Genomic DNA, 15,540 nt, shown 5'->3' with positions numbered 1-15,540 from the left:
TTTTCTTTCCTTTTCTCCCGCTCCATGCTCACTCCAAACCAAGTCTGGCGAAGAACCTACGCCTGTTTCACCGCCTCCCTGCTTTCCGCCCTGATGCCCGCGTTGACGTATGCCGCGGAGCCCGCGCTGCCCGCGCCGCTGCTGGCTGAGAACGCGCCGCCGGCCGCCGGAGGAGCAGCGCCCGCGCCCGCACCCACGCCGGCGCCGATTCCAGCGGATCCCGCGGCTGCCGCGGCAGGGGTGCTGCCAGATCCGAATGGAGCGCCGCAGCAGCAGCTCCTGGGAACACCCTCGCAGAATGTGACGCTGAACCTGATCAACCGCCTGGTGCAGAAGGGCATCCTGACGCACGCGGAGGCGGCTGACTTGATCAAAGGCGCGGAGGAAGACGCGGCCTTTGCCAAGGCGCAGGCGCAGGCCGTGGCGGAGACGCAGGCAGCGGTGATGGCGCAGAACGCGATGCCGCCGGTGCAGCCGGACAGCGAGGAGGTGCGGGTGACGTACATCCCCGAGACCGTGAAAAACCAGATCCGCGACCAGCTCCGCACGGAGGTGATGGAGCAGGCGCGGCAGCAGCACTGGGCCGCGCCGAACTCCGTGCCGGAGTGGACGCAGCGCATCAAGCTCTTTGGCGATGTGCGCATGCTCTACCAGGGCTTCAGCTATCCGGACGGCAACGACACCACAGGCGTGTTTCCAAACTTCAACATGATCAACACGGGCGCGCCGTTTGATGTGTCCCCCACGGCCACGATCTTCTCACCCCAGCTCAATGTGGACAAGCACCGCGACACGTACCTCATGCGCATGCGGCTGGGCTTTGACATCGATCTGGAGGACGGCTTCACCGCCGGCATCCGCTTTGCCACCGGCAGCACAAACACGCCGGTGTCCACAAACCAGGCGCTGGCGGCGGCGGGCCCGGGCGGGCAGGGCGGGAACTTTTCAAAGTACCAGCTCTGGCTGGACCGCGCCTTTGTGAAGTATGACGCGGCGATCTCCACGGACTCGCACATCGCGCTGTTTCTGGGCCGGTTTGACAACCTGTTCATGACCACCAGCGAAATCATGTGGGACGAAGACGTGGCGCTGGACGGCCTGGCCTTCAAGCTGGACCAGGCGTGGAACCCGGACTTCCGCACGTTCTTCAGCGGCGGCGCGTTTGCGGTGTTTAACACCGCGCTGAACTTCCCGGACAACAGCCCGAGCAAGGTGGCGAGCTATGACAAGTACCTGTTTGCCACCCAGTTTGGCGTGCAGTTCAAGCCGGTGGAAAAGGTGGAGGTGACGATGGGCTTCTCCTTCTGGGACTGGAAGAACATCGAAGGCCGCCTGTCCGACCCGTTTGTGCCGCTGAACAACGTGGACGCCGGCAGCACGGACAACAGCCGCCCGCTGTTTGCGCAGAAAGGGAACACATACCGGGCGATCCGTAACATCACGCCGAGCCCGCTGAACGGATTTGGCACCACAAACCAGTGGCAGTACTTTGGCCTGGCGACACCGTTCCGGCAGATCGCGTGGGCGGGACGCATGGACCTGAACTACTGGGAGCCGCTGCAGGTGTCCCTGCTGGGAGAGTTTGTGAAGAACGTGGCGTTCAACCGCGCGAACATCAACTCGGTGGCGGTGAACAACCGCACGGGCGGCGGCAGCGGCGACTATGCGGGCGGAGACACGGCGTGGTTTCTGGGCGTGAACGTGGGCAAGCCCTACACGCTCTTCCGCGAGCGCGGCGACTGGAACGTGGGGTTGAGCTACCGCTACGTCGAGTCTGACGCGGTGGTGGACGGATTCACGGATTCAAACTTCGGCGGCGGCGGCACCAACATGAAGGGCTACACGCTGAGCGCGGCGATGGCGCTGTCCAAAGCAACGGCGATCCGCCTTTCCTACATGTCCGCCGCGCAGATCGCCGGGCCGACGCTGCGGTCCGACGTGGTGATGTTTGACCTGACCGCAAGATTTTGAGCATGCCGGGAGAACTCACAGAAACCTGTGTGCAAAGCGCCGCCCCGCGCCGCGAAGCGCAGAGCGCCCGGAGCGCGGGCCTCCGAGCCCGCAGCACTCCGCAAGGCTCCGGGACTCCGCGCTTCTCCCCCGCTTTATGGAGCGCGGACCTCCGAGTCCGCAGCACTCCGCAAGGCTGCCGGAGCTCCGCGTTTCCGCCGCTTTCCGGAGCGCGGGCCTCCGAGCCCGCAGCACTCCGCAAGGCTGCGGAACTCCGCGCTTTTCCCCCGCTTTCTCAGGCTGCAGCGCCCGTGCTTGCGGCGCGATGCGCGAAGAAGCATGCGCCCGGCGCGGGCGACCTGCTGCGGACTCGGAGGTCCGCGCTCCGAGGCTCCGCGCTTCTCCCCCGCTCTCTCAGTCTCCAGCGCCCGTGCTTGCGGCGCGATATGCAAAGAAGCACGCGCCCAGCGCGGGCGACCTGCTGCGGACTCGGTGGTCCGCGCTCCAGGGCGGCTGTGGGTTCTCACATGAGCACGCAATCCTTTAAACTTTTTCCATCATGAAACACCTGACTTTATCTTTGATCGTTCTTGCCGGCCTGCTGACCGGCGCCACGCATGCCGCTGAAGAGGCGGACCCCGCCATGGCGGTGCTGAAGAAGATGCGCGACCAGCTCCGCAGCATCACCGTGCAGAAGCAGAAGGCGGATGCGGAGATCGCCACGCTGCAGGCGGCGAATGTGGAGCTGGACGAGAAGCTCAAAAAGAGCGAGGCGGAGTTTAAAAAGCTGGCGAAGGACACCAACGAGCAGAAGGACAATGACGCGAAGCTCATCGCGGAGCTGAAGGCGAAGGTGCTGGAGCAGGAGCGCGAGCAGGCGCGGCTGCAGGAGTCCCTGGCGAGCTGGAAGGCGGGGCACCAGAAGATCACGGACGCGGCGAAGAAGATCGAGGCGCAGCGCGCGGAGCTTTCCGCACGGGTGATTTTGCAGGACCGCAGGATCGCGGATTACCAGCGCAAGAATGACGAGCTGTACAAAACGGGCAGCGAGATTTTGACCCGGCTGGAAGGCTTTGGCCTCGGCACCGCCATCGCGGCGCGTGAGCCTTTCACTGGAAACATGCGGGTGAAGCTGGAGACGCTGGTGCAGGACTACGGCGACAAGCTGGTGGACGGCAAAGTGAAGCCGGAGGCCAAACCCGCGCCCGCCCCCACGCCCGTGACGAAGGCAGAGGCGGCGAAGGTGCAGAAACCCGCCGGACGCTGAAAACCATGAGCCCCCTGCCCTGCCTCCTGCTGAGCTCTGCGCTGCTGCTGTGCAGCGGAATGGTGCGCGCGGCGGAGAGTGATCCCACGGTCGGGAGCATCGGAGACATCGAGCTGCATCAGAGCGAGGTGCTGGCCTCTCTCGGCACGCTGGGCAGCGTGGAGAAGGCGGCGCTCGCGCGGGATCCCGCGCAGCTTCAGCAGCTCGTGCGCTCGCTGCTGGTGCAGCGGGTGGTGCTGCAGGAGGCGCTGGCGAAGAAGTGGGACGAGGAGCCCTCCATCCAGACGCTGCTGAAGAGCGCGCGCGAGGCGGCCATCAGCGACAGCTATTTGAAGGCGGTGAGCCGCCCGCCGGAGAGCTACCCGAGCGAGGGCGAGCTGAAGCTGGCGTATGAAACGCAGCGCGCCGCGCTCACCGTGCCGCGCTCCTTCCGGCTGGCGCAGATCTTCGTGGCGGATGAAAACGGCGCGGAGAAAAAGCTCAAGGCGGTGCAGCAGCGCCTGAAGGAAAACCCGGAGAGCTTTGAAAAGCTGGCGCGGGAGCTGAGCGAGGAAAAGGAGAGCGCCTCGCGCGACGGCGAGATCGGCTGGCTGAACGAGCGGCAGATCCAGCCGGAGATCCTGGCGCAACTGCCGAAGCTGCGGCTGAAGGTGGTCTCCGCGCCCATCAAGCTGAAGGACGGCTGGCACATTCTGAAGGTGATGGACGTGCGGGAGCCCTTCACACCCGTGTTTGACCAGGTGCGCGTGCAGCTGGCGCAGCGGCTGCGGGCGGAGAAGGCCCGGGCAAACATGCAGGCCTATATGACGGAACTGTTACACGATCACCCTGTGGCTGTGAACGAGGTGGCGCTGTCAAAGCTGCTGCAGGAAGTGCCTTCACCGGCCGCTCCCGCCAATCCCTGAACCCTACTTTTTTTCACATGAAGCGAATTTCTTTTCTCCACGCCGTGCTGGTGCACATGATGGTCCTGCTGCTGCTCACGATGCCGTGCACGCAGGCGGGCGACATTCTGCACATGTCCAGCGCGGGCACCGGCGCGGGCACCGGCACCACCGGCACCTCCGCCGCGGATGCGGTCACGGTGAATGCGGCCGCCGCCACGGCGGAGGCCCGCGCAAATGCGCAGGACATGCTGGCCCGCAACACCATGGCGCTGCAGGCGGTGACGGCCATGCAGGACGCGGCGCATGCGGCCGCCGCGGGCGCGACGAACGCAGGCGCAAACCCGAACTTCCCCGGCCAGACGCTGCCGGATGTGCCGAACGGGCTGGCCACGGGCGGGCTGGAGATCATCGGCACGCCCACCGGGGCAAACTCCCCCACGCAGTCGCTGCAAAACGCGCACACCATTGTCACCATCCAGCAGACGCAGCAGCAGGCGCTGCTCACGTGGAAGACCTTCAATGTGGGCAGCGACACAACGGTGAAGTTTGACCAGAGCGCGGGCGGCGCGGATGCGGGCAACTGGATCGCGTTCAACAAGATCACCGATCCTTCGGGAAATCCCACACAGATCCTGGGCTCCATCGAGGCGCAGGGCCAGGTGTACCTGATCAATCAGAACGGCATCATCTTCGGCGCGGGCAGCGAGGTGAACACGCATGCCATGGTGGCCTCCGCGCTGCCGCTGAATGACAACCTGGTGTCGCGCGGCCTGCTGAACAATCCGGACTCGCAGTTCCTCTTTTCCGCGAATGCGCAGGCCGCCGGCACGAAGGGCCCCACGCCGGCCTACACGCCCCCTGCCCCGCCCAGCACGCCGGGCGGCAAGATCGGCGATGTGACGGTGCAGACCGGAGCGCGCATCACCGCGCCGACTTCCTCCGCGAACGTGGGCGGGCGCGTGGTGCTGGTGGGCCCGAACGTGACGAACAACGGCACCATCAGCACGCCGGACGGGCAGACGATCCTGGCGGCGGGCATGGAGATCGGCTTTGCGGCGCATGCCTCCACCGATGCGAGCCTGCGCGGGCTGGACGTGTATGTGGGCTCGGTGGGCACCTATGGCGGCACGGTCACAAACGCCGGGCTGATCGATGCGCCGCGCGGCAGCGTGGCGATGGTGGGAAAAAATGTGAACGAGAACGGAGTCATTGAGAGCACGACGACGGCGGCGCTGAACGGGCGCATCGACCTCCGGGCGAGCTATGACTCGATCCCGAACACGTTCTACGATCCTGTCCTGCTGGCGAACGACCTGCCGTTTGTGCAGAAGTCCACGGGGGTGGTGAAGATGGCGGCGGGGGCGGTGATGCAGATCCTGCCGGAGTGGGACAACCCCCTGACGGTGGTGGGCACGGAGCTGGCGCTGAAGTCGCAGGTCAACATCGTGGGGCAGACGGTTTACCTCGGCACGGGGTCCACGGTGTATGCACCGAACGCGAACGTGGCGATCAGCGCCGGGGTGTGGGTGTACAACCTGCTAAGCGGGGGCACCACGAATGACCTGATCACCACCAGCGGGCAGGTCTATATGGACCAGGACGCGGTGGTGGATGTGCAGGGCTCCACGGACATCGAGGTGCCGCTGGACCAGTACCTGCTGACGGTGACGCTGCACGCGGCGGAGCTGGCGAACTCACCGCTGCAGCGCAACAGCTTCCTGCGCGGGCAGACAATCACCGTGGATCTGCGGAACACGGGCACGCGGGCGGATGGCAGCACCTGGTATGGCACGCCGCTGGCGGATCTCAGCGGCTACGTGGGGATCATTCAGCGCACGGTGGGGGAGCTGACCACGGCGGGGGGCAATGTGACGGTGTCCGCGGGCAGCAGCTTTGTGATGCAGTCCGGCGCGAAGGTGGACGTGTCCGGCGGGTGGATCAACTTCCAGGGCTCGGACGTGCAGACCACGCGGCTGGTGGTGTCCGGGCAGGTGGTGGACATCTCGCAGGCGGACCCCTCCGTGGCGTATGACGCCATCTACACCGGCAGCGCCAGCACCACCGACGCGCGGTACAGCGTCACCTCCACCTCCGCGGCGATGTGGCGCGGAAATTCGTACTACGACAACGGCTACCTGCAGGGGAATGCCGGCGGGACGCTGTCCATCACGGCGCCGGCGATGGCGCTGGACGGAGATCTGGTGGGTCTCACGGCCTCCGGCCCGCTGCAGGAGGCTCATCTGGCCACACCGGCCTCGCTGTCCCTGAAGTGGGAGTCCACCACCACGGGGAAGCCGAGCTATCTCTTCACCTCCCCCACCCCGCCGGCCATCCAGTTCAGCAGCACGCTCACACAGACGGCGGCGGACGCCTTCAGCGTGAATGGCAGCGGCGTGGCGCCCGCGCTGCGGCAGGACCGGCGCGACACCGTGGTGCTCTCCCCTGATCTGGTGGGGAAGGACGGCTTTGGCCGGCTGAGCATCGTCAACTATGACGGCAGCATCCTGCTTGCCGCGGGAGAGACGCTGCAGCTCACGCCGCAGGGCAGCCTTTCGCTGAGCGGCGCGAATGTGACCGTCGAGGGCAGCATCATCGCCCCGGGCGGCAGCATCAGCCTGGCGGCCTACAACATTTCTCCCGCCACCATGGCGGCGCTGGCGCTGAACCGGCCGACCTCGGACCCGGCGGTGAATTCAGGGCGCGGGGTGGTGACGGTGGGCAGCGCGGCGGTGCTGAGCACGGCGGGGCTGGTGGCGAATCAGAGCCTCGCCTCCGCAAGCCAGTTGTACCAGCCCATCGTGACCGGCGGCGGCAGCATCTCCGTGAGCGGCTACAGCGTGGACATGGCGCAGGGCAGCGTGGTGGATGTCTCCGGCGGGGTGCACGTGACGCCGCTCAACCAGTTCCTCTATGGGGACGCGGGTTCCATCACCATCGCGGCGGCGCAGAATCCGGCCTACTCCTACCTGCAGTTTGGGCAGACTCTGACGGTGAAGCTGCTGGGAATCATCGGCGGCTCGCTCACGCTGGGCAGCGAGCTGAAAGGTTTCTCCGGAGCGCAGGGCGGCACGCTGGGGGTGCAGGCGCAGATGATCCAGATCGGCGGCACTTCGGCAAATCCGCTGACGCTGGTGCTGGCGCCGGCCTTTTTCAGCACCGGAGGATTCACGCAGTATAATCTCACCGGCCTGGGCCAGTCGCAGGGGGGCGGGACTTACCTGCCGGGCATCAGCGTCACGGCGGGCACCACGGTCTCGCTGCAGGCGCAGGGCTATGTGGCGAGCAAGGCCACGGACGGATCTGGCGCGGTGACGCTGAGCCCCACCACGGCGGCGGAAGGGGTGCGCCGGGCGGCCTCCCTGCAGCTCACGACTCCGGGAGTGGCGGATGACTTTTCGGGGCTGCTGCTGATCCGCAGCAGCATCTCCATGGGGGCGGGCTCGTCGATCACCACGGATGCCACGGGAACGGTGAAAATGAAAGGGCAGACGGGGACGATTCTCGGCAGCATTTCGGCTCCGGGCGGCACCATTGATCTTTCCTTTGCCATCAAATATCCCAGCGACACCGACCTGCCGAACGCGCTGCCGACGCTGTATCTGGGCGCCGGGGCCAGTCTTTCCACCGCGGGGAAGACGGTGCTGGTGCCGGACGCCTACGGGCGGAACTTTGGCACGGTGTATGACGGCGGCACGGTGAACCTCACCGGGAACCTGGTGATGGCGGCGGGCGCGGTGGTGGATGTCTCCGGCACGAGCGGTGTGGTGGATGTGCTGCCGCAGTATGTGGGTGGCAGCGGCGTGGTGCTGAACCAGCAGACGGTGCAGTCCGTGCGTGAGGACAGCAACGGCGGCAGCATCAACATCGCCGGCGGCGAGGAGTTTTATGTGGACGGCACGCTGAAAGCGAATGCGGGGGGCAGCACGGCACAGGGCGGCACGCTCACGCTGAGCTCGGGCGAGTTCATCCCGGTGGGAAGCTTTTCAGATCCGCGGGACATCACGCTGTGGATCACGCAGAGCGGGCCCACGCTTTCCGCGGCCTTTGCGGGCATTGGCAATCCGGTGAGGGATGGCCTGGGCGCGGTGGCGCCGGCGGCGGGCCACATGGCGGCGGACACCTTTCAAAACGGCGGCTTTGACTCCCTCACGCTGAAAGGCAACGTGGGCTTTGTGGGAGCGGTGAACATCACCGCGCGCGGCGCCATCAGCGCCGGTTCGGGCGGCATCATCCAGACGAATGACGCCGTGCACCTGACCGCCAGCTACGTGAGCCTGGGGCTGGCCTTTGCCAATCCGCTGAGCCTGCAGGACGCGGCGCTGCCGCTCTTCAACAAGACCGACGCGAACGGCACCAACCCGCTGTATTTCTCCCCCACCTATGGCAGCGGCAGCCTGACGGTGACGGCGAAGCTGATCGATGTGGGAACCCTCACCCTGCTGAACACCGGCGCACTGAACCTGCAGGCCTACGACGGGGAGATCCGCGGAGACGGCTATCTGGAGGTGGCGGGCGGCATCAGCCTCACGGCGGCGCAGATCTACCCGCCCACCGCGGTGAAATTCCAGATCGTGGCCTATGACTACCTGAGCGGCGGAGTGACGACGCAGGGCTCCATCACGGTGACGGGCTCCGGACAGCATGCGCTGCCGCTCTCCGCGGGGGGCACGCTGAACCTGTATGCCTCGAAGATCGTTCAGGGCGGCACGCTGGTGGCGCCGTTTGGCACCATCAACCTGGGCTGGGACGGCCTGGGCGGCTGGGACGGTGCGCAGACCGCGCCCACGGATCTGGTGACGAACCTGACCGTGCCGGTGACGAGCCAGCTCACACTGACCTCCACCAGCGTGACCACGGTTTCCGCGGTGGACCGGCTGACGGGCCAGGCGCTGATCATTCCCTATGGCATCAATCTCAACGGCACGAACTGGATCGACCCGCACGGCACGGACATCACCACGGGCGGCGGGCCAACGAAGGCCATCCACATCGCGGCGCAGAACGTGACCACGGCGCAGGGCTCGATCATTGATGTGGCGGGCGGCGGGGACCTGTATGCCTACCGCTGGGTGAGCGGCAATGGAGGGACGACGGATGTGCTGGCGGACAGCGGCAGCTTTGCGGTGCTGGCGGACTACGCGGCGAGCTTTGCGCCCTTCGGCGCCTACAACAGCACTGCGGCCTCCACGGCCACGCTGGGCACAGACAAGGGCTACACAAACTCCACGCTGCAGGTGGGAGACCAGGTGTACCTGGGCGCATCCTCCGGACTGGCGGCGGGGGTGTACACGCTGCTGCCCGCGCGGTATGCGCTGCTGCCGGGCGGATTTCTGGTGACTCCGAGCACGGCCGCACCGGTGGGCAGCACGCGGCTGCCAAGCACCGCGTACCAGGTGAACGGCTACCGCGTCAGCGGACTGAACTCCGACCCGGGAGTGCCGGCGGTGGTGACGGCCTATGAAGTGGCGTCCGGAGCGCTGGTGCGCCAGCGCGCGGAGTATGATGAGTTCACCGCGGGCAGCTTTTTGAAAGCACAGGCCCTGACACTGGGCGTGACGGTGCCGGAACTGCCGCAGGACGCCGGCCACGCCGTGTTCCAGGCGGTGCAGACCATGCAGCTCCAGGGCACCGTGCTGGGACAGGCGGCCACCGGCGGGAACGGCGCGCTGGTGGACATCAGCAGCCCGGTGGACATCGTGATCAGCGCGCCGGGGGCCCCGGTGATCCCCGGCAAGCTGCAACTGAGCGCGGCGGGCCTCAGCGCCATCGGCGCGGGCAGCCTGCTGATCGGCGGGGTGCGCTACACCGCCACGGACGGCACTCACATCACCGTGCGGACGAACAACCTCACGGTGGATGACGCGGGCACGCCGCTGTCCGGGCCGGAAGTGCTGCTGGTGGCAAACCAGGTGCTGACGGTGAGCGCGGGCTCGGTCATCTCCCAGAGCGCGGGCAGCGCCATCACCACGGCGGAGACGCTGATCCTGGGGAACACCACCACGGCGGGCAGCGGCAACGGCGCGCTGGTCCGGGTGAGCAGCAACGCGAACGCCACGATCACGCGCGTGAACCGCACGGGCTCCACGCTGCCAAGCCTGATCGTGGGCGCGAATGCGGTGCTGCAGGGCACCAGCCTGACGCTGGACACCACGTATGGCACCAGCCTGGCGTCTTCCGCCGTGCTGAACGGGGCGAACATCGCGCTGAATAGCGGCAGCGTCATTTTGCAGCTGGACAGCACGCTCACGGGCGTGCCTTCCACACCGGGGCTGCTGCTGCTGGGCCCTGCCCTGCAAAGCCTGAGCACGGCGCAGTCCCTTTCCCTTTTGAGCTACGGCACCTTTGACACCTATGGCGCGGGCACGGTGGGAAATGCCAGCCTGGCAAACCTCTCCATCCACGCGGCGCAGATCCGCGGCTTCAGCCAGGGCACGGGCACGGTTTCCTTTGTGGCGCAGAACATCCTGCTGGACAATAGCGCGGGCGGCAGCACGGCGGCCGCGAGCGGCAACAGCGGCACGCTGGCGCTGAGCACAGGGCTGCTGCGCCTGGGCACCGGCACCATGCTGGTGAACCAGTTCAGCACGGTGCAGATCCAGGCCACCACGGGCATTCAGCTCGAAGGCACCGGCGGCCTGAGCACGGACGGCGCGGCGCACCTGACCACGCCCTACATCACGGGACTGGCGGGAGCCACGCAGACCATCACCGCGGCGAATGCGCTGCTCATTGACGGAGCGAATGCCACTCCGGCGGCGGCGGGGCTGGGCGCGAGCCTGACGCTGCAGGGGCAGAGCGTGGAGGTGGACACGATGGTGAAGCTGCCGAGCGGGCTGTTCAGCGCCACGGCCACGGGCGGCAGCCTGACGGTGAACGGCACGCTGGACGCCGGCGGCGTGAAGGTGAGCTTTCAGGACGTGGACAAATACACCAGCGGCGGGCAGATCTCCCTGGCCTCCAGCACGGGCAACGTGACGATCAGCTCCACGGCAAAGGTGAACGTGTCCGCCAATAGCGGCGGGGGCAACGCGGGCTTTGTAAACATCAGTGCACCGCTGGGCACCTTCAACCTGCCGACACCGGCGAACCTCACGGGCACGGGCGGCAGCGGCGGGCTGAATGGCACGCTGACCCTGGACGTGGGCAGCCTGGGCACGCTGACGCTGGGCTCCCTCTCCGGGCCGGGCAGCGCCTCATTCACGGAGTCCCTGAGCGTGCGCGTGCGCACGGGAGATGTGACGATCAGCGACTCGATCAAGGCGCACCAGTTCCAGCTCGCGGCGGACGCGGGCTCCATCACGGTGAGCAAGACCGGCGTGATCAACGCCAGCGGCTCGACGGGCGGCACGATCCGCCTGGTGGCGCGCAAGGATGTGGTGCTTCAAGGAGACAGCGGCACGCAGACCGGCGCGGCGCTGACGGTGGCGGGGCAGACCTTTGACTCAGCGGGGAAAGGCGGCCTGGTCTCGCTGGAGGCCGGAGCGGCGGCGCTGGTGAGCGGCACCTATGCCGCGGGCACCGGCACGGTGGACATCCAGAAATACTCCAGCATCAACCTCTCCGTGGCGGCGCAGACCTCGTCCAGCGCGGGCCTGGGTCAGTTCAGCGGCGTGCTGCACCTGCGCGCGCCGCAGGTCTCCGCGCCCGGCGGCGGGCTGGATGTGACGGTGAACGCGATCCAGGGCACGATCACGGGCGCGTCCAGCGTGACGGTGGAAGGGTATTTCATCCAGGACCTGACCAGCAGCGGCGGGACGATCACCAGCACGGTGCAAAGCAATGTGCAAAACAACGGCCTGGCCTTCATCACCAACAACACGAATTACACCACGATGCTCAACCGCATCCTGGCGAACACAGGGCTGGGCTCCTTGCTCGTGATCCAGCCAGGGGCTGAGATCGTGAACCGCACGGGAGACCTCACGCTGGGCACGACGAGCTCCACCACGACGAGCGACTGGAACCTGGCGACCTACCGCTACGGCACCAACCAGGCGCCGGGAGTGCTGACCCTGCGCGCGGCGGGGAACCTGGTGTTTTACAATGCGCTGAGCGATGGATTCACCCCGACGCTGGCAAACAGCAACAGCTCCTGGCTGTGGCTGGCCCCCGTGACCACGGCGGTGAGCACGCTGCCGATGAACACGCAGTCCTGGTCCTACCGCCTCACGGCGGGCGCGGACCTCAGCGCGGTGGATTTCCACGGCGTGCAGGCCCTGAGCCAGCTCGGCGCCACCTCCGGCTCCCTGCAGCTCGGCAAAAACGGCGGCCAGGCCCTGCCGACCACCCTTGGAGACGCGGCGCAGACGAGCACGGCGCTGGCCAAGCTGTACCAGGTCATCCGCACCGGAACGGGAGACATCGACATCTCCGCGGGGCGTGACGTGCAGCTTCTCAACCAGTTTGCCACCATCTACACGGCGGGCGTGGGATTGCCGAATCCGACACATGTGGTGGCGGACAATGACTTCGGCATTCCGGTGGTGACCAACAACTCGCAGGCCGTGAGCCAGGGCACGCTGGGCTCCCTGCAGCAGCAGTACGGAGTGTACTACACGATGGCCGGCGGCAATGTGCTGGTGTACGCGCAGAACGACATCATCCACCTGACACGCAACACCTCGAACGTACTGATCGCGGATTCGGAGCGGCAGATGCCGACGAACTGGCTCTACCGCCGCGGATTTGTGGACACGGCGACGGGGCTGTTTGGCGCCAACGGAACGACCGGCCCGCCGCTTTCGATCATCAATGACCCGACGGCATCGACGACGTGGTGGGTGGACTTCAGCAACTTCTTTGAAGGCGTGGGCGCGCTGGGCGGCGGCAATGTGACGCTGAAGGCCGGACACGATGTGACGAACGTGGACGCGGTGGCGCCGACGAACGCGCGCATGGCGGGCAAGGACCCGGGCACCGGGCTGAACGTGGCGCCGGATGCGAACAAGTTCGTGGAGCTGGGCGGCGGCAATGTGACGGTGCTGGCGGGGAGAAACGTGGACGGCGGCGTGTACTACGTGGAGCGCGGCCAGGGCGTGATCCAGGCGGGCGGCAGCATCACCACGAATGCGACGCGCACGATGTCGATGGGTTTGCTGAGCAACCTGAACAACCCGCAGGCGCTGGATTCCAGAACGTGGCTGCCGACGACGCTGTTTGTGGGCAAGGGCTCGTTTGATGTGAGCGCGCGGCTGGACGTGCTGCTGGGGCCGGTGGCAAACCCCTTCCTGCTGCCGCAGGGGCTGAACAACCGCTTCTGGAACAAGACGTACTTCTCCACCTATGGCTCCACCAGCGGGGTGAGCGTGGCATCCACCGCGGGAACGGTGACGCTGCGCGAGGCGTCCAACAGCAACAGCGCGAAGGCGGACCCCATCCTTTACAACTGGTACAGCAATGTGCTGCTGTACAGCAGCTCGGCCCCCCTGAGGCCCTCCTATGACCAGCCGTGGCTGCGCACGGATGAAACGTCCATGGCGGCATTCCAGGTGGTGGCGGCGCTGATGCCGGGCACGCTGAAGGCGACGTCGTTTTCCAGCGGCATCAATGTGGTGGGCACGCTGACTCTGTCTCCCTCGGCTACCGGAACGCTGAGCCTGCTGGCGGCGACTTCGATCAACGGGCTGCAGTCCAACGGCACCTCCAATTCCCTGGTGACCGGGAAAACGGTGGTGAGCTGGGGCAGCGCGACGATCAATCTCTCCGACGCGAATCCGGCCTCGGTGCCGGGAGCGGCGACGCCGTTTGCCTACGCGTCTCTTTCCACCGTGGGAAAGACGACCGGGAACGCGAACGTGAGCCAGTCGAACTTCCTCTCCTTCATCAACGCGCTGTTCAATGAAACGGGCTCCACCACGGGCACGGCGGCGGTGCTGCAGACGAAGCAGGCGCTGCATGCGCCGGGGGTGCTGCACGCGGCGGACACCACGCCGGTGTATGTGTACGCAAACAGCGGGGACATCTCCGGCATCACGATGTACACGCCGAAGGCGACGCGGGTGTATGCGGGCAATGACCTGACGGACATCGCGCTGTACATTCAGAACGCCACTGCCTCGAGCCTGTCGGTGGTGGCGGCGGGGCGCGACATCATCGCCTACAATGACAGCACGGCGACCCGCACGCTGGCGCGCTCCACGGGCAATGCGCTGGTGAACGGGGCGGCCGGGCCGACGCTGGCGGGAGACATCCAGATCAGCGGCGGCGGCAGCCTGGAAGTGCTGGCGGGGCGGAACATCAACCTGGGCACGGGTTCGACGAATTCGAACGGCACGGGGGTGGGCATCACGAGCATCGGCAACGGGCGCAACCCCTACCTGCCGTTTGCCGGCGCGGACCTGGTGGTGGCGGCGGGCGCGGGCGCGGCGGCGACGGGGATGGGCGGGACGGCGATGGATTTCGCCAGCTTCATCAGCTACCTGAGCAGCAGCGGCACCGGAGCGCGCTACCTGGCGGAGCTGGCAGACCTGCTGGGCGTGCCGTCGGTGAATCTGAACGACCCCACCCTGACGCCGGAGCAGCAGAAGCAACTGGCGCTGGCGGTGTACTACCTGGCGCTGCGGGATGCGGGCCGCGACCACAATGATGCGAACAGCCCGAACGTGGGCACCTACTCGGAGGGCTATGCGGCCATCGCCAAACTCTTCCCCACGCCGACCGCGGGAAGCATCCTGACGCAGGCGCGCAACATCCGCACGCAGAGCGGCGGGGACATCAGCATCCTGACGCCGGACGGCGGGCTGCAGATGGCCTCCACCACGATCGGCAGCACGCTGGCGCCGCCGGGGATCATCACGGACACGGGCGGGAACATCAACATCTTCGCGGACGGCAGCGTGGACATCGGCATCGCGCGTATCTTCACGCTGCGCGGCGGTGACATCATGATCTGGTCTTCGACGGGAGACATCGCGGCGGGTTCGTCTTCGAAGACGGTGCAGTCCGCGCCGCCGACGCGCGTGCTCATCGACCCGCAGAGCGCGAATGTGTCCACGGACCTGGCGGGCCTGGCAACGGGGGGCGGCATCGGCGTGCTGGCCACGGTGGCGGGCGTGCGGCCGGGGAACGTGGACCTCATCGCCCCGGTGGGCGCGGTGGACGCGGGTGACGCGGGCATCCGCGCGACGGGGAACCTGAACATTGCGGCGACGATTGTGCTGAACGCCTCCAACATCTCCGTGGGCGGCACGAGCGCGGGCACGCCGGCGGCGCCGGCGGTGGCGGCGCCGAGCCTGGGCGGGCTGGCCAGCGCCGCCTCCGCGGGCGCGGCGACGACGGGCTCGAATGCGCAGGCGCCCACGCAGGGGCAGCCGCCGCCGCAGACGACGCCGCAGGACCAGAACTCCACGATCACGGTGGAAGTGCTGGGCTATGGCGGCGGGAGCGGCACGAATGACGACCGCAAACGCACCAGCGACCAGCCGGGCGAGTGAGATG

Annotated in this window: 4 protein-coding genes; all 4 read left to right on the top strand. The window is 67.0% G+C overall.

Features of this window, described 5'->3' with window-relative positions:
• The first annotated feature begins 24 nt into the window (after positions 1-24).
• The 4 genes from ACILSQ_RS15205 to ACILSQ_RS15190 all read left to right on the top strand — a co-directional run bounded on the left by ACILSQ_RS15205 (position 25) and on the right by ACILSQ_RS15190 (position 15,536).
• Positions 25-1,971 (top strand): putative porin, encoded by a 1,947-nt coding sequence (locus tag ACILSQ_RS15205; RefSeq protein ID WP_395744502.1) that lies wholly within the window; start codon positions 25-27, stop codon positions 1,969-1,971.
• Between the two features lie 538 nt (positions 1,972-2,509).
• Entirely contained in the window at positions 2,510-3,217 is a 708-nt protein-coding gene (locus tag ACILSQ_RS15200; RefSeq protein ID WP_395744501.1) for a phage major capsid protein, read from the top strand.
• Between the two features lie 5 nt (positions 3,218-3,222).
• Positions 3,223-4,122 carry a peptidylprolyl isomerase gene (locus ACILSQ_RS15195; protein WP_395744500.1) on the top strand — a complete coding sequence of 300 codons (900 nt, stop codon included), beginning with the start codon at positions 3,223-3,225 and terminating at the stop codon, positions 4,120-4,122.
• Between the two features lie 17 nt (positions 4,123-4,139).
• Entirely contained in the window at positions 4,140-15,536 is an 11,397-nt protein-coding gene (locus ACILSQ_RS15190) for a filamentous haemagglutinin family protein (RefSeq protein WP_395744499.1), read from the top strand.
• The last annotated feature ends 4 nt before the right edge of the window (positions 15,537-15,540 follow it).

This window comes from Prosthecobacter sp. (assembly GCF_044227185.1).
Taxonomy (GTDB): Bacteria; Verrucomicrobiota; Verrucomicrobiia; order Verrucomicrobiales; family Verrucomicrobiaceae; genus Prosthecobacter.
The sequence above is the reverse complement of the archived record's forward strand: the minus strand, read 5'-3'. Positions and strand labels throughout refer to the sequence as shown.